Below are 21,259 nucleotides of genomic sequence, written 5' to 3' on the forward strand. Positions count from 1 at the left end.
CTGCTTCTTCTGCCGGATTCGGCCGGGTGGCTTGGTCCGGTGGCCCCTTTGGGTGGTTACTTCCGACCCCCGCGCTCGGGCGTGTCGCCCTGTCGCTTGCAAAGAACCGGGAAGGTTTCCCTTCTCGGCCTGCAGGATCGGTGAGCCTTGCACCCACCAGGTGCCGGATCGAGGCCCCGCCCACGCTTCCCGGAAGATTCCCGTACGTCCGCCCCGCAGCTGCCGCGGTGTCGCCTACACACCACTGCATCCACATACTTCACGTGGACACATGAACGGCCATCACGGGAACGACGAGTACCTGGGACTCGCTTCCAGTCCTCCCGGCGGGAGGCGCGCAGCATCGGCACTCAACCGAGCAACTTGGCTATCCTGCCACAGCACGCCGCGCAAACGCCAATCGGGGCCGCCGTGGCCTTCGCCACGCCGACCCCGACCGTTCCCGCAGGTCAGCCCTGGCGGCCGCAGACCGCCATCTGCTGATCGGTGTTGGCGCACCACAGGGTCGGGCGGGACGGCGGCACGAAGACGTACTCCGACAGGTCCATGTTGACCGGGTTGCAGCTCTGCTTGCCCTTGTACGGCGAGTACTTGGGGCACTCGCCGTTCTCCAGCTGCTGGAGGTGGGCGCGCAGCGCGTCCAGGCCCATGTCCTCCACGCCGGGGTTGGTCGAGGGCATGTAGCGGTTCGCGGACCAGGAGGCGCCCATCGTGCCGAACAGCGCGATCGCGCAGATCAGGCCCGTGGCCAGCTGGGCCGCGGTGCGCGGCGAGAGCAGCGTCACACCCTTGGTGGTGCTAAGCGACTCCAGCAGGCCGCGGAGAGCGCCGAGACCGCGTTCGTAGCTGAGCTTCACCCCCATCACGGCCATGATGATCAGGCAGTACAGGATGATCCAGGTGGTCCGCGGGTACAGCTGCACGGCCAGGTTGTGCGCCATGTGCGACGCGAACCAGAAACGCAGCAGCCAGGCTCCGGCCAGCACGAAACCGGCGGTCCGGACGATGGTGTTGCGCAGGCCCAGCCCGACGGCGATGCCGACGGCGAGCAGCAGGACCACCGTGAAACCGGTCTGGCCGGCCAGCTCACCGGAGACCGGCCAGTTGTGGTAGTTGTCCAGGCCCGGGCGGTCGGAGGACCAGCCCATCACGTAGGCCGGGTCGATGTAGGTGTTGATGTAGGCGTACCGGTCGTCGGTGCTCGCACCGAGCCTGACCAGCTGGTAGAGCAGCGGGGCGCCGATCACCGCGGCCGTGGCCAGCATGGCGCCGAGCAGGACCAGGGCGCGCTTGACCGCCACCCGGCCGCGCCGCCACGGGAAGAGCAGCCCCGCCAGCAGGAACGCCCCCGGTGCCGCCCACAGGTACCAGCCGGAGTACCAGAGGAACATCGTGCCGAACGCCACGCCGAAGGCGATCCCGCGCAGCAGGGCGGAGCGGGTGGACAGCTCCTGGACCCGGCGCAGCTCGCGGAAGCAGGCGGCCAGCAGCGGCAGCAGCACCAGCATCGCGCCGTGGCTGTACGGCCGGATCGGGTCGAGGAAGAGGATCGAGGTCGGCACCGCGATGGCCAGCGCCCAGAACGGGCGCAGCAGCATCCGCCAGGACAGGTAGGCCATCGGCCCGACCACGGCGCTGAGCAGCAGCTGGAGGTCCTTCAGCGCGTGCCCGACCCCGGCGATGCCGTTGTGGAAGAGCTCGGCCCAGGCGGCCAGCAGGGCGGGGAAGCCGGGCGGGTAGACGCCCGGCAGACCCTTGCCGCGCATCATGTCGTTGGCCATGCCCATCAGGTTGCCGGGATCACCCTCCTGGCCGCCCAGGCCCCACGGCGTGCCGTGCAGGGCGACCGCGATGCCGCCGGCCACCACGCCGGTGGCGAGGCCCGCGAACGAGGCGCAGGCCAACCGCTGCACGGTGTAGTAGGTGCGCAGGGTTCCCCGGTAGGCGGCGAGGAGCAGCACGGCGAGGATCGGCAGTCCGATCACGGCCACGTACTGCTGCACCTTGGCCAGGCCGCTGACCTGCCCGATCCGGTTCAGCGGGTTGACACTGATGTGCATGCTGAGCAGCATGAAGCCGATGCCGGCGGTGACGCTCAGCACGGCCTCGGCCAGCGGGAGCACCCACCGCCGGCTGGTCAGGCGCTCGATGCGGGAGGTGCCGCCGGAGACGCGCTCCGACTCTGCCTGCGTGGCCCCGCCCTCGCTTCTCTCCGTGGGCGGGCCGCTGACCAGGTCCGTCATTTCAGATCACTTCCGTGAAGCGGCGTACTGCCGCGGTTGGGGCAGTCCCCCGGATCTGCTCCGGCGGGACCGCCCTGGGAGGACCGCGGCGCCGTAACGGGCTGCGGCCGGGTTCAGCGGCTGGCGAACTGCCGACCGGCGTGGTCGGGGGCGGACGCCGCGATCGCCTTGAGGTGCGGGGGCATCCGGCGGATCATCGCCAGCAGCAGGACCAGGCCGGCCCGCGCGAGGTAGACCATCGCCTTGATCGGCGAGGCGCTCGGGGTGCCGGTGGTGCGCTCGCGCATCGCGACGGGCACCTGGCGCACCACGAAGCCGCAGCGGGCCGCGCCGACCATGCTCTCGACCGTGTCGCCGAGGTACTCGACGGGGTACCAGTTGGCGAAGAACTCGATGAGCGACTTGTTGCAGGCGCGGAAGCCGGAGGTGGTGTCCGTCAGCCGGGTGCGGGTGATCCGGGACAGCACCACCGAGAGCAGGCCCATCGCCCACTTGCGCGGACCGCGGACCTTGTAGTCGCCCTCACCGTCGAAGCGGGCGCCGATCACCAGGTCGGCTTCCTTCAGCTTCTCCAGCAGGACCGGCACGTAGGACGGGTCGTGCTGGCCGTCCGAGTCGATCTGGATCGCCACGTCGTAGCCGTGCAGGTGCGCGTACCGGTAGCCGAGGCGCATAGCGCCGCCGACCCCGAGGTTGTACGGCAGCTGGGCCACCGGCGAGCCGGAGGCGGTCGCGACCGCGGCGGTGCGGTCGGTCGAGCCGTCGTCGACGACCAGGGTGTCCGCGCCGGGCAGGTTGGCCTGGATCTCCTTCAGGATGCTGGGGAGACCGTCCTGCTCGTTCCAGGCGGGAAGGATGATGAGGACCCGTCGTCCGTCGATCATGAGTACACCTTGGGGTCGGTGCCGTCCAGGGCGGATTCCTGGTGCTTGGTCACGGGGTAGCCGTGGTGCTCGACGAGGTGGGACCGCATCAGGGCCACCTCCTCGGAGAGGGTGCGGGTCTCGGCCTCCAGGCGGCTGGCCTCCCAGCTGAGGTGCAGACTGACCATCAGCACGAGGACGAAGCCGGCGAACAGGACGAGGCTGACTCCGGAGGCGATGCCGAGCTTGCGCGCGGTCGAGTCCAGGATGTCCGGGAAGAAGCCCAGCGGGGCCACGACGACGCCGATGGCGAGCCAGATCGTCGCGTACTTCTCCCGGAGCTGCTGGCGGCGCAGCAGTTCGAGGATGTACACGAGCACCAGGACTCCGGTGACCGAGGTGAGGACGGTGAGTTGCACGACGAGAGGCGCCTTTCAGCGGCAGTGGCGTGGCAATAGTAAGCAGATCATATGGGCGTGTCGTACTCAGGTTCTTCACGCCCGGTGTGCACGGCGGACCTCAGGAGCTTCGCAGCGCACCGGCCGGACGCTGGTCGGCCTCCGCCGACCGCTCCGTGCCGGGGACGCCCGCTCGTTCGGGCAGCGAGCGGAACAGCGACCACAGCATGGCAGCCGCACTGACGGCGGCACCAGCCAGGTAGCCCACCTCCACCCGGGTGGCGATGTCACCCGGCACCAGCGTCACCGCGGCCATCACGGCGGTGCCCGCGAGCCAGGAGAACAGCTGCCGGTGGTGGCGTCCGAGCGACATCAGCGCCTGTCCGAAGACGGTCGCCAGCATGTAGCAGAGGGTGCCCAGCACCAGCCAGAGGAAATCCAGCGCCCCGAGCACGGCCTGGGCCTTGAAGAGGATCTGGATCAGCCACGGTCCGAGCAGGACGGTCGGCAGCCCGGCCGCCGCGCACATCAGCACCACGATGGCCGCCGTCCGGGTGAGCACCTTGCGGAACTCCCGGTGGTCGCCCACCGCCGCCGCGCCGGAGAGCGCCGAGACCAGCGAGGCCTGGATGGCCGCGTAGGCGAACAGCGGCACCCGGGCCAGGACCACCGCGTTGAGCAGGGCCGCGACCAGCGCCGTGGACGACGGCGAGAGCAACTTCACGTTCACCACGGCCGCGTTGACCATCAGCTGGGCCAGCAGGGTCGAGCCGGTCAGCAGGCCCAGACCACGGGTGACCTCCCGCCAGGCCGGGGCCGGACCGCCGCGCCGGTCCCCCAGCACCGAGCGCAGCCCGATCACCGAGGCCGCCAGCGGGGCGATCACCAGGATCAGGCTGAAGGCCAGCGCGGAGTGCAGACCGAAGATCGGCACCAGCGCGCCGAGCGCGATCCGCAGACCGCCGTCGACCGCCAACTGGGCGCCGTACGCACGGAAGTTGCCGAGCCCCGCCAGCGCACCGCGGACCACCGAGCTGATCGCCAGCCCGACCAGCGCACCGCCCAGGCCCAACAGCAGCCCGCGGTCACCGCCGAACAGCCGGTCGGCGATCGGCCCGGCCGCCAGCGCGAGCACCAGCAACACGGCCGCCAGCACGGCGAGCGTCAGGGCCAGCACCTTGCGCACCGCGGGCAGCGGACCGTGGCCGGCCCGGTCGCGGGCGGCCACCAGCCGGGTCAGCTCCAGCTCGACCGGCGAGAACAGGCCGTAGCCGACGGACATCACCACGGTCCAGAGCACCGAGACGCCGGCCACCTGGTCGGTGTCCAGGCTGTGACCGGCCAGCGCCAGGAAGATGTACGAGGAGACACCGAGCACCACGGTGCCGCCGACCACCAGCCGCACACCCGGCGGCAGTGCACCGAGCAGGCGGGCGAGCGGTCCCTGAGCCGGTGACGTGGTCATCGGCCGGTCACGAGGTTCATCCGGCGAGCTCGGCCTTCGTCTTGAGCGGCTCCCACCAGGCGCGGTTCTCGCGGTACCAGGCGATGGTGGCCGCGAGGCCGTCCTCGAAGCGGACCTGCGGCCGGTAGCCCAGCTCCTCGCTGATCTTGCTGATGTCGAGCGAGTAGCGCAGGTCGTGACCCTTGCGGTCGGCCACCGGCTCGACCATGTCCCAGCCCGCCCCGGCCGCCTCGAGCAGCAGGCCGGTCAGCTCCTTGTTGGTGATCTCGGTGCCGCCGCCGATGTTGTAGACGTGACCGGCCCGGCCCTTGCGCATGGCCAGCTCGATGCCGCGGCAGTGGTCCGAGACGTGCAGCCAGTCCCGGATGTTGCCGCCGGTGCCGTACAGCGGCACCTTCTTCCCGTCCAGCAGGTTGGTGGTGAAGAGCGGGATGACCTTCTCGGGGAACTGGTAGTGCCCGTAGTTGTTGGAGCAACGGGTCACCACGACGTCCATGCCGTGGGTGCGGTGGTAGGCCAGCGCCAGCAGGTCCGAACCGGCCTTCGAGGCCGAGTACGGCGAGTTCGGCGCGAGCGGCCACTCCTCGGTCCAGGAGCCCTCCGAGATCGACCCGTAGACCTCGTCGGTCGAGACGTGGACGAAGCGGGCGACCCCGTGTTTGCGGGCCGCGTCGAGGAGCACCTGGGTGCCGACCACGTTCGTCAGCACGAACGGGCCCGCGCCCTCGATCGACCGGTCGACGTGCGACTCGGCCGCGAAGTGGACGACCACGTCGTGACCGGGCATCACCTGGTCGACGGCGTCCGCGTCGCAGATGTCGCCCTGGACGAAGGCGTACCCGGGGTGGCCCGCGACGGGCGCGAGGTTGGCCTCGACGCCCGAGTAGGTCAGCTTGTCGAAGACGGTGATCTGGGCCGAGGCGTCCTCGCCGAGTACCTGGCGGACGAACTCTGAACCGATGAAGCCGGCGCCGCCGGTCACAAGGATGCGCATAGTGGGGGCAGTCTACCCGCGCCCCGTCGAGCACCTACCCCAGGCCAGCGACCCCGTCCGCATCTCACATAAGCTGCCGTCATGCGTGGAATTCTCCTGGCGGGCGGCACCGGCTCACGACTGTGGCCACTGACCCGAGCCGTCTCGAAGCAGCTCCTTCCGGTCTTCGACAAGCCGATGATCTACTACCCGCTCTCCACCCTGGTGATGGCGGGCATCAGCGAGATCCTGATCATCACGACCCCACAGGACCAGGAGCAGTTCCAGCGCCTGCTGGGCGACGGCTCCCAGTTCGGCCTGCGCCTCGAGTACGCGGTCCAGGAACGGCCCGAGGGCATCGCCCAGGCGTTCGTGCTGGGGGCCGACTTCATCGGCGACCAGCCGGTCGCGCTGATCCTCGGCGACAACATCTTCCACGGCAGCGGCCTCGGCACCCGCCTGGCCCAGCACACCGCCCCGGTCGGCGGCCGGGTCTTCGCGTACCCGGTGGCGGACCCGTCCGCGTACGGCGTGGTCGAGTTCGACGAGCAGGGCCAGGTGCTCTCGCTGGAGGAGAAGCCGGTCCAGCCGAAGTCCCGCTACGCGGTGCCCGGCCTCTACTTCTACGACAACCAGGTCGTCGAGATCGCCCGCAAGCTGGAGCCCAGCGCGCGCGGCGAGCTGGAGATCACCGCCGTCAACGAGGCGTACCTCCAGGCCGGCGAGCTGCACGTGACGATCCTCGACCGCGGCACCGCCTGGCTGGACACCGGCACCTTCGTCTCGATGGTGCAGGCCTCCGAGTTCGTCCGGGTGATCGAGGAGCGTCAGGGCTTCAAGATCGGCTGCATCGAGGAGGCCGCCTGGCGGGCCGGGCTGATCGACTCGGCGCAGCTCCGCGAGCTGGCCGAGCCGCTGCGCAAGAGCGGCTACGGCGACTACCTGGTCGCCCTGCTCGACGAGGAGAGCGCCCGATGAAGTTCCGCGAGCTGTCCATCGGCGGCGCCTACGAGGTCACCCCGCAGCTGCACGGGGACCCGCGCGGCCTGTTCATGGAGTGGTACCGCTTCGACCGCCTCGCCGAGGTCGTCGGGCACCCGCTCCGGATGGCGCAGGGCAACCTGTCCGTCTCGGCCCGGGGCGTGGTGCGCGGCGTCCACTTCGCCGACGTCCCGCCCGGCCAGGCCAAGTACGTCAGCTGCGTACGCGGCGCGGTGCTGGACATCATCGTCGACCTGCGGGTCGGCTCCCCCACCTTCGGGCAGTGGGAGGGCGTCCGGCTCGACGAGGTGGACCGCCGCTCGGTCTACATCTCCGAGGGGCTCGGCCATGGGTTCTGCGCGCTGAGCGACGACGCCACGCTCTCCTACGTCTGCTCGGAGACGTACAACCCCACGGGTGAGCACTCCGTGCACCCGCTCGACCCCGACCTCGGCATCGAGTGGCCCGCCGACAGCCCCCAGCTGTCCGCCCGGGACGCCGCCGCCCCGTCGCTCGCCGAGGCGCTCGCCTCCGGTCTGCTGCCCGACTACCGGGCCTGCCAGGACTTCACCGAGAGCCTGCGGAACGCCTGACCGACCGGGCGCACGCCCGTACGCCCCGCGCCGGGTCCGCCCGGCGCGGGGCGTGCCGCGTCCGACGGGCGGCGCGGGTGGTAGGGGCGACTAAGTATGATTGCCCCCGCCGCCGGTGACCCCTGCGCGGCGACCGGGCCGGCAAGCATGCCCCCGCCACGACCTCGACCAGCGGATGTGCCCCACCATGACCACTCTGGATGTGCTCCTCCCGTACTACGGGGACGTCGCGCTGATGCAGGCCGCCGTCCACAGCGTGCTCGCGCAGACCGACCCCGACTGGCGGCTGACCGTCGTGGACGACGGCACGGAGCCCGGTGTCCCCGAGTGGTTCGCGGAGCTCGACGACCCTCGGGTCAGTTACCAGCGCAACGAGCAGAACCTCGGGGTGACCGGCAACTACCGCAAGTGCCTCGGCCTGGCCGAGTACGAGTACCTGGTCTTCATGGGCACCGACGACATCATGCTGCCCAACTACGTCGCCACCGTCCGCGCCGCCCTGGCCGCCCACCCCGGTGCCGCGATGGTGCAGCCCGGTGTCGAGGTCATCGACAGCACCGGAAAGCCCAGCCACACCCTGGCGGACGAGGCCAAGCGCCGGATCTACGCGCCCAAGGACCAGGGCCGGATCCTGATGGGCGGCGAGGAGCTCGCGGTCAGCCTGCTGCGCGGCAACTGGCTGTACTTCCCGGCGATCTGCTGGCGCACCGAAGCGATCAGGAAGACCGGCTTCCGGGACAACCTGGAGATCATCCAGGACCTCGCCCTGGTCATCGACCTGCTGCAGGCGGGCGAGCAGATGATCGTCGACGACACCCGCTGTTTCCAGTACCGCCGGCACACCGTCAGCATCTCCTCGAAGTCGGCGTACAGCGGCACCCGGTTCACCGAGGCCCGGCGCTACTTCCTGGACGTCGCCGACCGGCTCGACGAGCAGGGCTGGACCCGCGCCGCCAAGGCCTCCCGACTGCACCTCTCCGCCCGCATCCACGCCCTCACGCTGGTGCCGGGCGCCCTGCGGGCCGGCCAGTGGGACGGCGCGAAGACGCTGCTGCGCAACGTCACCTCGACCACCTCCCGGCCCCGCTGACCCTCTCCCGCTAGGAGCAACCCCCGCTATGTCCGCACCGCAAGGGGCCCCGGCCCGCGTAGCCGTCCTCGGTGGCTCCGGTTTCATCGGCCGGGTGCTCGGCGACCGGTTCGCCGAGCTCGGCCACGAGGTCCTGTCGATCGCCCGCACCGCGCCCGCCGTCCCCGCACCCGGCCGCTTCGTGGCCTTCGACCTCGGCTCCACCCCCCCGGCCGAGCTCACCGAGCTGCTCACCCGGGAGCGGGTCGAGCTCGTCGTCAACGCGGCCGGCGGCATGTGGGGCCTGAACGACGAGCAGATGCACGTCGCCAACGTGGTTCTGGTCGACCGGCTGATCGAGTCGATCGGCGCGATGGCCCGCCCCGCCCGGCTGATCCACCTCGGTACCGTGCACGAGTACGGCATGGCGCCGATCGGCACCAGCCAGCCCGAGGACGGCCCGGCGGCACCCGTGATGGAGTACGGCAAGCTCAAGCTGGCCGCCACCGAAGCCGTGACGCGGGCCGTGCTGGCGGACGGGCTGGACGCCGTCACCCTGCGGCTGGGCAACGTGGTCGGCGCCGGGCAGCCCGGTCACAGCCTGCTCGGCGTGATGGCCGCCAAGCTGGACGAGGCCCGGCTGGCCGGGCGCACCGCCGAGCTGTCGCTGGCCCCGCTCACCGCGCAGCGCGACTTCGTCGACCTGACCGACACCATCGACGCCGTGCTCGCCGCCGCGACCGCCGACGGCCTGCCGCCGGTGCTCAACATCGGTACCGGCACCGCCACTTCGGCCCGCGAGTGGGTCGAGCTGCTGATCGAGGTCAGTGGCGTCCCCACCGAGATCACCGAGGTCCCCGCCCCGGCCGGCACCGGCCCGGAGACCGAGTGGCAGCAGCTCGACGTCACCGCCGCCCGGGAGCGGCTCGGCTGGGCTCCGCGGCGCAGCATGCGGGACGCCGTCGAATCGCTCTGGCAGGAGCAGATCCGCCCGCCCGCCCAGTAGGACCCGCCCCGCCCCGGTAAGCATCGCTCCGACCCCCGAACTAGAGGATTCCATGAGAACGAGCAGTCTGCTCCGCTCCCGGGGCACACTCGCAGAGCTGTTCTCCAGCCGTGCCAACAGCTTCGGGCTGCTGCGCCTCCTGATGGCCAGCGCCGTGGTCGTCTCGCACGTCTACCCGCTGGCGGTCGGGCACCTGGACCCGCTGTGGAAGCACAGCGGCATGCAGACCGACCTCGGCAAGCTGGCCGTCATCGGGTTCTTCGTCACCTCCGGCTTCATGATCACCGGAAGCGGTCGACGGACCAGCATCGGCCGGTACAGCTGGCACCGGGCGCTGCGCATCCTGCCGGGCCTGTGGGGATCGCTGATCATCTCCGCCCTGGTGATCATGCCGCTGCTGTACCACTGGCAGCACGGCTCGCTGAACGGCTTCTGGAACCACCCGGCCGGGCCGTGGTTCTACCTGAAGGGCACCTGGGACACCTCGCTGAGCGGCGGCTGGGACGTCTCGGGCGTCATCAGGGAGGGCATCAACCGGGGCACCAACCACGACCAGAGCGTCAACGGCGCCCTGTGGTCGCTCAAGTACGAGATCCTCTGCTACATCGTGGTCGGCCTGCTGGCCGCCGGCGGCGTGCTGCGGCACGCCCGCCGGTTCGTCCCGCTGGCCGCCCTCGCCCTGTGGCTCGTGATCGTCAACGACTGGCTCGACGCGACCGGCTGGCGCGGCATCCCCGGTGACCAGAACACCTACGTGAACCTCCCGGTCCTCGGGGGCTTCTCGACCCACTTCATCGTCCACCTCGGGTTCGCGTTCCTGCTCGGGGCGACCGTCCAGCTCTACAAGGAGCGGATCCCGATCCACGACGGGCTCGCCCTGCTCTCGCTGCTGGTGCTGGCCGCCACCCTGCACTGGGGCGGGCTGTTCACGATCGGGTACCCGGCCTTCACCTACCTGGTGTTCTGGCTGGCCATCCGGCTGCCCCGGCCGTTCCAACGGTTCGGCCGCAAGCGTGACTTCTCGTACGGCATCTACATCTACGGGTTCACCGTGGAGCAGTCGCTGGCGATGCTCGGCTTCATCAAGTACGGCAAACTCGGCTTCCTCGCCTGCGCACTCGGTGCCACCGTCGTGCTGGCGGCGTTCTCCTGGTACGTCGTCGAGTCCCCCGCGATGCGGCTCAAGGACTGGACACCGTGGCCCGTCAGGCGGCTGAAGGCGCGTCAGGCCGCCACCGCGTCGGCCGGAGCACCCGTGTCCGCCCCCGTGGCGGAGGGCGGCGACCGTCCGGCGGCCCCGGCCCCGGGAGCGGACACCCAGCAGAGCAAGCCGGCCCCGAGCGTACGGGCCTGAACCCGCGAGACCCACCAGGTCCCCGATCGGACGGCCCCGAGCCGCCCGGTCGGGGACTTTCCTCTGCTCCCACCACCGGGACCGGGGCACCGGCCCGGGCACGACGGAGGGGCTGTGGTCCGGGGACACCCCGGGCCACAGCCCCTCGTCTCGTTCTCCGCTCCGACCGGGACGGCCGGGCGGGTCAGCCCGGGAAGGGCGCGTCCAGCACGGTCACCTTCTTGTCGGTGACCACGGCGGGCAGGTCGTGCCGCAGCCGCTCGGCGGTCGGCCGGTCGGCCACCAGGAGGACCACTTCCTTGTCCTGCACCCGGTTGAGCACCCGGGTGAGCGCGCCGAACGAGTTGTCCCACTGGGCCTTCTCGACCGGGGCCGCGCCGATGAACACGTTCAGCAGGTCGTCGTAGGCGGCCGACACCCCGCTCTTGTTGGTGAGCGTCACCGCGAGGAAGCTGACCCGCCAGTTCAGGTAGCCGTCGTTGGAGTACAGCGCGATCACCGGGGTCGGGGCCTTGACCCGCTTCATGTCACGGTTGATCAGCATCTTGGCGGCGGGCCCGAGGTCCCCGCCCTTGCCCCGGCTCCAGGCGACCAGTTCGCTGCTCTGGAAGGCGGTCGGGCCGGCCGCGACGGACGGCACCCCCCACTGGACCCCGCCGAAGAGGCTGAGGCCGGCCGCCAGGGCGGCCACCGAGGCCACCGCTTCGGTCCACCAGCCCCGGCCGAACGGCCTGGTCGACGGTCCGAAGCGGCGCAACAGTGTCCCTGCGGCACCGATGCCCATGATGACGATCACCAGGCCGCCGACGGCGAGCTTCTCGAAGTAGTACGACAGGTTGCCGATGGTGTGCATCTGCCACGCGCCGAAGACACCTATGACGAACGCCCCGCCGGCGACCGTGAGCAGCAGCGCCTGCGAGACACCGGTCCGCCGGTTGCCCGGCATCAGGACCACGACCACCACCAGCGCCGCCAGCCCGACCAACAGGGAGCGGTCGAACGCGAGGTACATGCCGCGGGCCTGGGCCTGGGACTCGACGTCGAAGTCGGCGAGCACCGAGAGCAGGCTCGGGATCACGGCGACGGCGGCGCCCACCACCTGTACGGCGTACAGCCACCAGCGGTGCCTGGCCTGGCGCTTCCGGTACACCAGCGCCCCGACCACCAGGGCCACGCCGACGAACGCGGCCAGGATGTTGTAGGTGTAGGCGACCGCGACCAGCGCCGCCGCCGAGACCGACGCGTACGTCCCCCAGCCCATGGCCGGCCGGACGATCAGTGGGATCGCCGCCGTCAGGAATAGCAGTCCGCCGATCTGGGAGTCGAAGCCGACCCGGATCATGCCCGCCAACGGGCTGGTCACCACGAGACCGGCGACCGCGGTGCAGACCACGGCCGTCCGCCAGCCGGTGAGCCGAGGCCCGCCGATCCAGCGGGCGCCCCAGACGATCAGGCCGCAGAGGACGGCGAAGGAGGCCAGCACGTACAGGTAGTACCGGTTGTACGCGGCGACGCTGTCACCCAGGTCGGTGGCCGAACGGGCGAAGACGTCGAACCAGGCCAGCAGGAAGTGCGAACCCTGCGGGTAGACGGCCTCGGTCGGCGTCTTGAGCAGGAGCTTCCCGGCGGTCTGGTCGAGGAACGGGTAGCCGCCCAACTGGTGGACGGCGTCGAAGATGGAGAAGTGGATGAACCTGTCCTCCACCGAGAGGACGAAGGGCAACCGGTCCTGCAGCGAACGCCCGACCAGCGGGTGGTGGATGTAGTGCCACACCACCGCGACGGTGCCGACGATCATCAGGTCGGACGTGCGGAAGCGCAGCGGCAGCCGCGGCCGGCGGCGGCCGATCCAGGCGACCAGCGAGACCGTCGAGAGGATCAGTCCCGCCGTCGGCACGGGCGCCAGGCCCCACGGCCAGAACGACATCACCAGGCCGAGCGCCAGCACGCCGCCGCAGAGCACCAGGGTGGCGATGACCAGCCGGTCGAGCAGCCCCCCGCCGGTCCGTAGGACGGAGCCGATGGCGAGCACGAAGATCGGGATGAGGACGATGTCCAGGTTCAGGGCATCGAGGGCGAACGGGACGATCCAGGAAGCCGCGAGCGCGCCGACGAGGATCTCCCATCGCCGCCCGCCCGGTGACTTCCGATCGGCTGACCGTTTCGACGCGAGGACGCGAGAACGCATCCGCAGCTCCGAAAATTGGGTTGCCATATACCCGCTGTCTCCTCAGGTTCCACTACTCGACGTTCGTCTCCGCCGTACGACGGTCAGACAGATGCGCAGCGGGCCCCACCCCGGCCGCAAGAGCACGACGTCGATACCACAGCGGCGTCCGCCATGTTACTGCAACGCTTCTGCCGCCCTTCTGGCCCCACCGCCCTCGGCGGGCCCGGCCCCGTAGGGCTTCCCGACCCCGGCCGAGACCGGGGGCCGGGAAACGGCCGAGGGGCCCCGCACACGTCCTCGCGGACGGTGCGGAGCCCCTCGGTGTGCCTGTGGAGCAGGCAGGTCAGAGCAGCAATTACTTGCTGATCTTGGTGACCTGGCCGGCGCCGACGGTACGGCCACCCTCACGGATGGCGAACTTCAGGCCCTCCTCCATGGCGATCGGCTGGATCAGCACGACCGACATGGCGGTGTTGTCGCCCGGCATGACCATCTCGGTGCCCTCGGGGAGGGTCACGACGCCGGTCACGTCCGTGGTACGGAAGTAGAACTGCGGGCGGTAGTTGTTGAAGAAGGGGGTGTGACGGCCACCCTCGTCCTTCGACAGGATGTAGGCCTGGGCCTCGAACTCGGTGTGCGGGGTGACCGAACCCGGCTTGATGATGACCTGGCCGCGCTCGACGTCCTCGCGCTTGATGCCACGGAGGAGCAGACCGACGTTCTCACCGGCCTGGCCCTCGTCGAGCAGCTTGCGGAACATCTCGATACCGGTGACCGTGGTGGTGGTCTTGGTCTCCTTGATGCCGATGATGTCGACAGTCTCGTTGACCTTGAGGACACCACGCTCGATGCGGCCGGTGACGACGGTGCCACGACCGGTGATCGTGAAGACGTCCTCGATCGGCATGAGGAACGGCTTCTCGACGTCACGCGCCGGGGTGGGGATGTTCTCGTCGACAGCCTTCATGAGGCCGAGGAGCTTCTCGCCCCACTCCTTGTCGCCCTCGAGCGCCTTCAGCGCCGAGACGCGGACGACCGGCAGGTTGTCGCCGTCGAAGTCGTACTCGGAGAGCAGCTCGCGGACCTCGAGCTCGACGAGCTCCAGGATCTCCTCGTCGTCCACCATGTCGGACTTGTTCAGCGCGACGACGATGTACGGGACGCCGACCTGGCGGGCCAGGAGCACGTGCTCCTTGGTCTGCGGCATCGGGCCGTCGGTGGCGGCGACGACGAGGATCGCACCGTCCATCTGGGCCGCACCGGTGATCATGTTCTTGATGTAGTCCGCGTGACCCGGGCAGTCGACGTGGGCGTAGTGACGGTCCTCCGTCTGGTACTCGACGTGCGCGATCGAGATGGTGATACCGCGCTGCCGCTCCTCCGGCGCCTTGTCGATCTGGTCGAACGGCGTGAAGGGGTTGATCTCCGGGTACGCGTCGTGCAGCACCTTGGTGATGGCCGCGGTAAGGGTCGTCTTACCGTGGTCAATGTGACCAATGGTGCCGATGTTGACGTGGGGCTTCGTCCGCTCGAACTTCGCCTTCGCCACTGCAGTCCTCCTGAGGACAGTTCTGTACGCCGTGCTGACGTCAGTTGGTCTTTGATCGGGTTTGGCACGGAGCGTGCCGTCCCGCGGGTGGGGGCGGAGGAAGCCTGGGGGATCCGGGACGGATCCCCCAGGTTCGCCTCCTAATAGCCTAAGGGTTTACGAACATCCCGATTGCGGGACGTCACTCACCCTTGGCCTTGGCGATGATGTCGTCCGCCACGTTCCGCGGAACCTCGGCGTACGAGTCGAACTGCATCGAGTAGCTTGCGCGACCAGAGGTCTTGCTGCGCAGGTCACCGACGTAGCCGAACATCTCGGAGAGCGGCACCAGCGCCGAAACGACGCGGGCACCGTGACGCTCGTCCATGGACCGGATCTGGCCACGGCGAGAGTTGATGTCACCGATCACGTCGCCCATGTAGTCCTCGGGCGTCGTGACCTCGACGGCCATCATCGGCTCGAGCAGGGCCGGGCTGGCCTTGCGAGCACCCTCCTTGAACGCCATGGAACCGGCGATCTTGAAGGCGAGCTCGGACGAGTCGACGTCGTGCGAGGCACCGTCGAGCAGGGTGACGCGGACGCCCTGGAGCGGGTAGCCGGCGAGAACGCCGAACTCCATGGCCTCCTGGCAGCCGGCGTCGACCGACGGGATGTACTCGCGCGGAACGCGGCCACCGGTGACCTTGTTCACGAACTCGTAGCCCTCGCCGGACTCGATCGGCTCGATCGCGATCTGGATCTTCGCGAACTGGCCGGAGCCACCGGTCTGCTTCTTGTGCGTGTAGTCGATGCGCTCGACGGCCTTGCGGATCGTCTCGCGGTAGGCGACCTGCGGCTTGCCGACGTTGGCCTCGACCTTGAACTCACGCTTCATACGGTCGACCAGCACCTCGAGGTGCAGCTCGCCCATACCCGCGATGATGGTCTGGCCGGTCTCTTCGTCGGTGTTGACCTGGAAGGACGGGTCCTCCTCGGCCAGCCGCTGGATCGCGGTGCCCAGACGCTCCTGGTCACCCTTCGACTTCGGCTCGATCGCGACGCGAATGACCGGGGCCGGGAAGTCCATGGACTCCAGGATGACCGGGTGCTTCTCGTCGGACAGGGTCTCGCCGGTGGTGGTCTGCTTGAGACCCATGACGGCGACGATGTCGCCGGCGCCCACCGAGTCGATCTCCTCACGCTTGTTCGCGTGCATCCGGTAGATCTTGCCGATCCGCTCCTTGCGCCCCTTCACCGCGTTGAGGACGGCGGTGCCGGCCTCGAGGCGGCCCGAGTAAACCCGGACGAAGGTGAGCTTGCCGAGGTGCGGGTCGGACATGATCTTGAACGCCAGCGCGGCCAGCGGCTCGTCGTCCGAAGGCTTGCGGGTGATCTTCACCGAGTCGTCGCCGGGCTTGGTGCCCTCGATGCCCTCGATGTCGAGCGGCGACGGCAGGTACTTGACGACCGCGTCGAGCAGGGGCTGAACGCCCTTGTTCTTGAACGCGGAGCCGCAGAAGATCGGCGTGAAGTCCGAGTTCAGCGTGCCCTTGCGGATCGCCGCGACCAGCAGGTCCTCGGGGATGTCCTCGCCCTCGAGGGCGAGCTCCATCACCTCGTCGCTGACGTTGGACACGGTGTCGAGCAGCGCCTCGCGGTACTCGGCCGCCTTGTCCGCCAGGTCGGCCGGGATGTCGACGGTGTCGTACATCTCGCCCTTGGGGGCGTCCGCGGACCAGACCAGGGCCTTCATCTTCACCAGGTCGACGACGCCGGCGAAGTCGCCCTCGGCGCCGATCGGCAGCTGCATGACCAGCGGGGTCGCGCCGAGGCGGTCCACGATGGTCTGCACGCAGAAGTAGAAGTCCGCGCCCGTGCGGTCCAGCTTGTTGATGAAGCAGATGCGCGGGACACCGTAACGGTCGGCCTGACGCCACACCGTCTCGGACTGGGGCTCGACACCGGCGACGCCGTCGAAGACCGTCACGCCACCGTCGAGCACGCGGAGCGAACGCTCCACCTCGACGGTGAAGTCGACGTGACCCGGAGTGTCGATGATGTTGATCGTGTGATCGCTGTCATCGAGCGTCCAGTGACAGGTCGTCGCGGCCGACGTGATCGTGATGCCGCGCTCCTGCTCCTGCTCCATCCAGTCCATGGTGGCAGCGCCATCGTGGACCTCACCGATCTTGTACGAGACACCGGTGTAGAACAGGATCCGCTCGGTGGTGGTGGTCTTGCCCGCGTCGATGTGGGCCATGATCCCGATGTTCCGGGTCTTGGCCAGGTCAAGGGAGGTTGCAGCCATGGTGGCTCGTTCTCTCTCTGTCTAGTGACGGGGTTGGGACTACCAGCGGTAGTGCGCGAAGGCCTTGTTGGACTCGGCCATCTTGTGGGTGTCCTCGCGACGCTTCACGGACGCACCGAGGCCGTTGGAGGCGTCGAGGATCTCGTTGAGCAGACGCTCGGTCATGGTCTTCTCACGACGGGCGCGGGAGTAGCCGACCAGCCAGCGCAGCGCCAGGGTGTTGGCGCGGCCCGGACGGACCTCGACCGGCACCTGGTAGGTGGCGCCACCGACGCGGCGGGACTTCACCTCAAGGGTGGGCTTGACGTTCTCAAGCGCGCGCTTGAGGGCGACCACGGGGTCGGCACCGGTCTTCTCACGGACGCCCTCGAGGGCGCCGTAGACGATCCGCTCGGCGGTGGAACGCTTGCCGTGCAGCAGGATCTTGTTGACCAGCGAGGTCACAAGCGGCGAGCCGTAGACCGGGTCAATGATGACCGGGCGCTTCGGGGCAGGACCCTTACGAGGCATTTCTTACTTCTCCTTCTTGGCGCCGTAGCGGCTACGAGCCTGCTTGCGGTTCTTGACACCCTGGGTGTCGAGCGAGCCGCGGATGATCTTGTAGCGGACACCAGGAAGGTCCTTCACACGGCCACCGCGCACCAGCACGATGGAGTGCTCCTGCAGGTTGTGGCCCTCACCCGGAATGTAGGCGGTGACCTCGATCCCGCTGGTGAGGCGCACACGGGCCACCTTGCGAAGCGCCGAGTTCGGCTTCTTCGGGGTGGTGGTGTACACACGCGTGCAAACACCGCGGCGCTGAGGGGAACCCTTCAGCGCGGGCGTCTTGTTCTTCTCGACCTTGTCCTGCCGGCCCTTTCGGACCAGCTGCTGGATCGTAGGCACCGTTTCTCCGTTTTCTGTGTGCCAAGGCTGCGTAAAACTAACCTGCGGTGACCCCAACGTCCCGACCCACGCGGTCGGGTGTGTTGAGCCTCTTACGAGGGCGGAATCCATGAGCCGATGTGCAGCGGCGGCGCTCACGGAGTGGTGAACACTCCGGGTACGGCGGCCGGTCTGCTGGCACGCACAAGGACCCGGGGACACCCCAGGCACAGATCAGAGCGTACCTAGCGCATCGGCGCCGGTCAAAACAAATGCAACACCGCAGCTCGGCCCGCGCGGAGGGGTCCTTCCGGCATACCTCAGGCGACGCTGCCGAGCAAGCCGAGCAGGATCAGCAGCCCCCAGCCGCCGACCGAAAGCCAGCCGAGCACCAGCCCGGTGGTGGCCATCGCGTCGCCCTCCTCGCCGCTGCCGCGCAGCTGGTTCTTGGCGAGGTGCCCGGTCACCACCGCGGGGATGCCGAACAGCCCGAAGCTCGGCACGCAGAGCAGGCCCAGCACCAGGGAGGCGACCGCCAGCGGGTTGTTCCGCGGCCGGGGCGCGTACACCGGCTGCATCATCATCGGCGGGCCGGTCATCGGCCCCACCATCGGCAGCACCGCCGGACCGACCGGCAGGTCCGAGACCAGGTAGGCGAGCTGACCGTACGTCTTGGCCTGCTGCACCCCGTCGAACCGGGAGCTGTACTCGTTCGCCGACAGCCGGCCCTCGGCGTACGCGGCCTTGAGCACGTCCACCGCGCGATCGCGGTCGGTGTGCCCGGCGCGCATCGCACCCTGGCCCGCACCTGCGCCGTACGGCTGCGGCTGCTGCGGTCCCCATGACTGCATGCTCATCCCGGCCCACCTTCCTGACGGACTCTCATGGTGCATGACGAACGGCACACCGCGTCAGTTGCACATCCACCCGATCGGAGCAGAACTCCCGTCCATGGTCGGGTGCCGCCGGCCGCCCCACCTCTGCGAAGCTGACCGCACATCCGTACCAACAGGAGTACCCACATGACACCTGCCGTCAGCATCCACAACCTGTGGAAGCGCTTCGGCGACCACGCCGCGGTCGCAGGACTCACCCTGGACCTGCCCGCCGGCTCCTTCATCGGCCTGGTCGGCCCCAACGGGGCCGGCAAGACCACCACGCTCTCGATGGTCACCGGCCTGCTCAGGCCGGACCAGGGCACCGTGCTGGTGCACGGCGCCGACGTCTGGACCGACCCGGTCGGGGTGAAAGCGCGGATCGGCATCCTGCCCGAGGGGCTGCGGATGTTCGAACGGCTGAGCGGGCGCGAGCTGCTCCAGTACAACGGCCGGCTGCGCGGCCTGCCGGGCGCCGAGGTGGACCGCCGGGCCGAGGAGCTACTGACCGTCCTCGACCTGTCCGCCGCCGCGGACAAACTGGTCGCCGACTACTCGACCGGTATGCGGAAGAAGATCGGCCTGGCCGCCGCCCTGCTGCACAACCCGGACGTGCTGTTCCTGGACGAGCCCTTCGAGGGCGTCGACCCGGTCTCCGCGCAGACCATCCGGGGTGTGCTCAAGCGGTACGCCGCCAGCGGCTCCACCGTGGTCTTCTCCAGCCACGTGATGGAGCTGGTCGAGCAGCTCTGCGACTGGGTCGCGGTGATAAACGCGGGCCAGGTGATCGCCCAGGGCCCGCTGGACACCGTCCGGGGCGAGCGCTCGCTGCACACCGCCTTCCTCGACCTGATCGGGGTCCGCGAGCAGGACGAGCAGAGCCTGGACTGGCTGGGCGAGGCCCGATGAGCCTCCCCTCCGACCGGGTGGTGGTCCGGACCCTGGTCTCGCTCAAGCTCCGGCTGCTCGCCAACGGTCTGCGCCGCAGCCCCGGCCGCCGGGCGCTGTACGTGATCGGCTCGGTGGTCGGCCTGCTGTTCACCGCCGCGATCGCCACCGGCTTCGCCTTCCTGCACGGCCACGCCGGCGCCGCCGACGCCGCCGTGATGCTCACCACCTCGCTGGTGATCGGCTGGGCGGCGCTGCCGCTCTTCCTGTTCAGCAGCGACGAGAGCTCGGACCCGACCCGGCTCACCATGCTGCCGCTGCGGCCGGGCCCGCTGCTGCGCGGCACCCTGCTGGCCGCGCTGATCGGTCCTGGACCGGTGATCGCGCTGGTGCTGCTGACCGGCGCCGGAACCGCCGCCGCCGCGGGGGCGGTGTCGGTCCCGTTCGCCGTGCTCGGGGTGCCGCTGACGGTGGCCTGTCTGGTCACCGTCTCCCGCGCGGTCGCCGCCGGGAACGCCAAGCTGCTCTCCAGCCGCCGGGGCAAGGACTTCGCCATCTTCGGCGGCCTGCTGTTCGCGGTCCTGGTGCAGGTCGGCAACCTCGCCTCGCAGAGCATCTTCGGCCGGGCCGGGGAGTCGGGCCTCGACCTCTCCCCGCTGAAGCCGTTCGCCTCGGTGCTGCGCTGGATCCCGCCGGTCAGCGCGCTGGACTCGGCACGCACCGCCGGGGACTCCGTCCCGCTGGCGCTGCTCCAGCTGGCCGCCACCGGCGCCCTGCTGGTGCTGCTGCTGCGCTGGTGGCGGCGGAGCCTGCAGGACCTGATGGTCACCGCGGACTCGTCCACCCTGATCGCCACCAAGTCGGTCGGCCGGTCCACCCGGAACCTCTTCCCCGAGGGCCGGGTCGGCGCGGTGATGCAGCGTCACCTCCGGTACGCCTGGCGCGAGCCCCGGGCCAAGGCGGCGGTCTTCACCAGCATCGGGATGACCCTGGTGTTCTGCGTGCTCTCGGTGGTCCAGGGCTGGGGCACCGTGTACGTGGTGGTGATGGCCGGGCTGATGCTCGGTCTGCAGATGGTCAACCTGTTCGGCATGGACGGCTCGGCGTTCTGGATGGTCTCCAGCACCCTGGCCACCCCTACCGACGCCCGGGACGAGCTGCGCGGCCGGGCCTACGCGGTGATCTCGTACGCCGCACCGGTCAGCACCCTGCTCGGCCTGGTGCTGGCCGCCGCCACCGGGCAGTGGTCCCAGCTGGTCCCCGCCCTCGGCCTGACCTACGCCGCGCTCGGCGCCGGGGTCGGCCTGGGCGCGCTGCTCAGCGTGCTGGCGCCGTACGCGATGCCGGCCGACTCCAACCCGATGCGGAACGCCGCCCCGGGCCAGAGCGGCGTGGTGGTGCTGAACACCTTCGGCTCGATGCTCGGGGTGGCGGCGATCACCGCCCCGGTGGCGCTGCTGCTGCTCGCCCTGCCGGGCTGGGCGCTGCTGCCCCTCGGCCTCGGCTACGGGCTGCTGCTGGCCCTGGTCGGCACCCGGTTCGCCGCCGGGCGGCTGCTGGACCGGCTGCCGGAGATCCTGGCCACCGCGATCGAGCGGTGAGGCCCCCGCGCACCGGCCTGATCGAACGCTGAACCCGATGCCCGAGCCCGGACCGTCCCGGGCTCGGGCATCATTGCCAG

18 protein-coding genes are annotated in these 21,259 nt (G+C 69.8%); 7 read left to right on the forward strand and 11 right to left on the reverse strand.

Annotated features, from left to right (window positions below):
* Positions 1-449 precede the first annotated feature (449 nt).
* The 5 genes from OHV05_RS13330 to rfbB form a co-directional block, all read right to left on the reverse strand.
* On the reverse strand, positions 450-2,243 hold the full coding sequence (locus OHV05_RS13330; RefSeq protein WP_405017837.1) for a hypothetical protein: 1,794 nt from the start codon (positions 2,241-2,243) through the stop codon (positions 450-452).
* Between the two features lie 113 nt (positions 2,244-2,356).
* Positions 2,357-3,127: a glycosyltransferase family 2 protein gene (locus OHV05_RS13335; protein ID WP_405017838.1), complete on the reverse strand. Its 771-nt coding sequence runs from the start codon at positions 3,125-3,127 to the stop codon at positions 2,357-2,359.
* Entirely contained in the window at positions 3,124-3,525 is a 402-nt protein-coding gene (locus OHV05_RS13340; RefSeq protein ID WP_403036658.1) for a DUF2304 domain-containing protein, read from the reverse strand. Before OHV05_RS13340 ends, OHV05_RS13335 begins: the two co-directional genes overlap by 4 nt.
* Positions 3,526-3,625: 100 nt before the next feature.
* On the reverse strand, positions 3,626-4,969 hold the full coding sequence (locus OHV05_RS13345) for a lipopolysaccharide biosynthesis protein (RefSeq protein WP_405017839.1): 1,344 nt from the start codon (positions 4,967-4,969) through the stop codon (positions 3,626-3,628).
* A 16-nt stretch (positions 4,970-4,985) separates the two neighbouring features.
* Positions 4,986-5,963, reverse strand: coding sequence for a dTDP-glucose 4,6-dehydratase (rfbB, locus tag OHV05_RS13350; RefSeq protein WP_405017840.1), 978 nt, complete (start codon positions 5,961-5,963; stop codon positions 4,986-4,988).
* A gap of 81 nt (positions 5,964-6,044) precedes the next feature.
* Between rfbB and rfbA the strand changes: the two genes are divergently transcribed.
* The 5 genes from rfbA to OHV05_RS13375 all read left to right on the forward strand — a co-directional run bounded on the left by rfbA (position 6,045) and on the right by OHV05_RS13375 (position 10,945).
* On the forward strand, positions 6,045-6,920 hold the full coding sequence (gene rfbA, locus OHV05_RS13355) for a glucose-1-phosphate thymidylyltransferase RfbA (RefSeq protein ID WP_405017841.1): 876 nt from the start codon (positions 6,045-6,047) through the stop codon (positions 6,918-6,920).
* Positions 6,917-7,516, forward strand: coding sequence for a dTDP-4-dehydrorhamnose 3,5-epimerase family protein (locus OHV05_RS13360; RefSeq protein WP_403036650.1), 600 nt, complete (start codon positions 6,917-6,919; stop codon positions 7,514-7,516). The genes rfbA and OHV05_RS13360 overlap by 4 nt, the downstream gene beginning before the upstream one ends.
* 187 nt (positions 7,517-7,703) lie before the next feature.
* Positions 7,704-8,606 carry a glycosyltransferase family 2 protein gene (locus OHV05_RS13365; protein WP_405017842.1) on the forward strand — a complete coding sequence of 301 codons (903 nt, stop codon included), beginning with the start codon at positions 7,704-7,706 and terminating at the stop codon, positions 8,604-8,606.
* 28 nt (positions 8,607-8,634) lie between these two features.
* Positions 8,635-9,591, forward strand: a complete 957-nt coding sequence (locus OHV05_RS13370; protein WP_405017843.1) for an NAD-dependent epimerase/dehydratase family protein — start codon at positions 8,635-8,637, stop codon at positions 9,589-9,591.
* A 52-nt stretch (positions 9,592-9,643) separates the two neighbouring features.
* The gene (locus tag OHV05_RS13375; RefSeq protein ID WP_405017844.1) at positions 9,644-10,945 is read left to right on the forward strand and encodes an acyltransferase family protein; all 1,302 of its coding nucleotides are present in this window, start codon (positions 9,644-9,646) and stop codon (positions 10,943-10,945) included.
* 184 nt (positions 10,946-11,129) lie between these two features.
* Here OHV05_RS13375 and OHV05_RS13380 read toward each other — a convergent pair whose 3' ends face one another.
* The 6 genes from OHV05_RS13380 to OHV05_RS13405 all read right to left on the reverse strand — a co-directional run bounded on the left by OHV05_RS13380 (position 11,130) and on the right by OHV05_RS13405 (position 18,672).
* Complete coding sequence (locus tag OHV05_RS13380; RefSeq protein ID WP_405017845.1) at positions 11,130-13,133, reverse strand: hypothetical protein; 2,004 nt, start codon at positions 13,131-13,133, stop codon at positions 11,130-11,132.
* Between the two features lie 337 nt (positions 13,134-13,470).
* On the reverse strand, positions 13,471-14,664 hold the full coding sequence (gene tuf, locus OHV05_RS13385) for an elongation factor Tu (protein WP_403036626.1): 1,194 nt from the start codon (positions 14,662-14,664) through the stop codon (positions 13,471-13,473).
* Between the two features lie 181 nt (positions 14,665-14,845).
* Entirely contained in the window at positions 14,846-16,951 is a 2,106-nt protein-coding gene (gene fusA, locus OHV05_RS13390; RefSeq protein WP_405017846.1) for an elongation factor G, read from the reverse strand.
* 39 nt (positions 16,952-16,990) lie between these two features.
* Positions 16,991-17,461, reverse strand: coding sequence for a 30S ribosomal protein S7 (rpsG, locus tag OHV05_RS13395; protein ID WP_030457432.1), 471 nt, complete (start codon positions 17,459-17,461; stop codon positions 16,991-16,993).
* A 3-nt stretch (positions 17,462-17,464) separates the two neighbouring features.
* Positions 17,465-17,836 carry a 30S ribosomal protein S12 gene (rpsL, locus tag OHV05_RS13400; protein ID WP_014144289.1) on the reverse strand — a complete coding sequence of 124 codons (372 nt, stop codon included), beginning with the start codon at positions 17,834-17,836 and terminating at the stop codon, positions 17,465-17,467.
* Between the two features lie 299 nt (positions 17,837-18,135).
* The gene (locus OHV05_RS13405; RefSeq protein WP_405017847.1) at positions 18,136-18,672 is read right to left on the reverse strand and encodes a DUF1707 and DUF4190 domain-containing protein; all 537 of its coding nucleotides are present in this window, start codon (positions 18,670-18,672) and stop codon (positions 18,136-18,138) included.
* 165 nt (positions 18,673-18,837) lie between these two features.
* Here OHV05_RS13405 and OHV05_RS13410 point away from each other — a divergent pair, with 165 nt between their 5' ends.
* Positions 18,838-19,599, forward strand: coding sequence for an ABC transporter ATP-binding protein (locus OHV05_RS13410; RefSeq protein WP_057231379.1), 762 nt, complete (start codon positions 18,838-18,840; stop codon positions 19,597-19,599).
* The gene (locus OHV05_RS13415; protein ID WP_405017848.1) at positions 19,596-21,179 is read left to right on the forward strand and encodes a transporter; all 1,584 of its coding nucleotides are present in this window, start codon (positions 19,596-19,598) and stop codon (positions 21,177-21,179) included. Before OHV05_RS13410 ends, OHV05_RS13415 begins: the two co-directional genes overlap by 4 nt.
* The last annotated feature ends 80 nt before the right edge of the window (positions 21,180-21,259 follow it).

It is taken from the genome of Kitasatospora sp. NBC_00070, assembly GCF_045041205.1.
Lineage (GTDB): Bacteria > Actinomycetota > Actinomycetes > Streptomycetales > Streptomycetaceae > Kitasatospora.

What these genes read in the sequence shown, in the direction of transcription:
- OHV05_RS13360 (WP_403036650.1), top strand. Translation starts at nt 6,917, where the DNA reads ATGAAGTTCCGCGAGCTGTCCATCGGCGGCGCCTACGAGGTCACCCCG.
- OHV05_RS13330 (WP_405017837.1), bottom strand. Translation starts at nt 2,243, where the DNA reads ATGACGGACCTGGTCAGCGGCCCGCCCACGGAGAGAAGCGAGGGCGGG.
- OHV05_RS13375 (WP_405017844.1), top strand. Translation starts at nt 9,644, where the DNA reads ATGAGAACGAGCAGTCTGCTCCGCTCCCGGGGCACACTCGCAGAGCTG.
- OHV05_RS13335 (WP_405017838.1), bottom strand. Translation starts at nt 3,127, where the DNA reads ATGATCGACGGACGACGGGTCCTCATCATCCTTCCCGCCTGGAACGAG.
- fusA (WP_405017846.1), bottom strand. Translation starts at nt 16,951, where the DNA reads ATGGCTGCAACCTCCCTTGACCTGGCCAAGACCCGGAACATCGGGATC.
- OHV05_RS13370 (WP_405017843.1), top strand. Translation starts at nt 8,635, where the DNA reads ATGTCCGCACCGCAAGGGGCCCCGGCCCGCGTAGCCGTCCTCGGTGGC.
- OHV05_RS13410 (WP_057231379.1), top strand. Translation starts at nt 18,838, where the DNA reads ATGACACCTGCCGTCAGCATCCACAACCTGTGGAAGCGCTTCGGCGAC.
- OHV05_RS13405 (WP_405017847.1), bottom strand. Translation starts at nt 18,672, where the DNA reads ATGAGCATGCAGTCATGGGGACCGCAGCAGCCGCAGCCGTACGGCGCA.
- rpsG (WP_030457432.1), bottom strand. Translation starts at nt 17,461, where the DNA reads ATGCCTCGTAAGGGTCCTGCCCCGAAGCGCCCGGTCATCATTGACCCG.
- OHV05_RS13345 (WP_405017839.1), bottom strand. Translation starts at nt 4,969, where the DNA reads ATGACCACGTCACCGGCTCAGGGACCGCTCGCCCGCCTGCTCGGTGCA.
- OHV05_RS13380 (WP_405017845.1), bottom strand. Translation starts at nt 13,133, where the DNA reads ATGCGTTCTCGCGTCCTCGCGTCGAAACGGTCAGCCGATCGGAAGTCA.
- rfbA (WP_405017841.1), top strand. Translation starts at nt 6,045, where the DNA reads ATGCGTGGAATTCTCCTGGCGGGCGGCACCGGCTCACGACTGTGGCCA.
- OHV05_RS13415 (WP_405017848.1), top strand. Translation starts at nt 19,596, where the DNA reads ATGAGCCTCCCCTCCGACCGGGTGGTGGTCCGGACCCTGGTCTCGCTC.
- OHV05_RS13365 (WP_405017842.1), top strand. Translation starts at nt 7,704, where the DNA reads ATGACCACTCTGGATGTGCTCCTCCCGTACTACGGGGACGTCGCGCTG.
- rfbB (WP_405017840.1), bottom strand. Translation starts at nt 5,963, where the DNA reads ATGCGCATCCTTGTGACCGGCGGCGCCGGCTTCATCGGTTCAGAGTTC.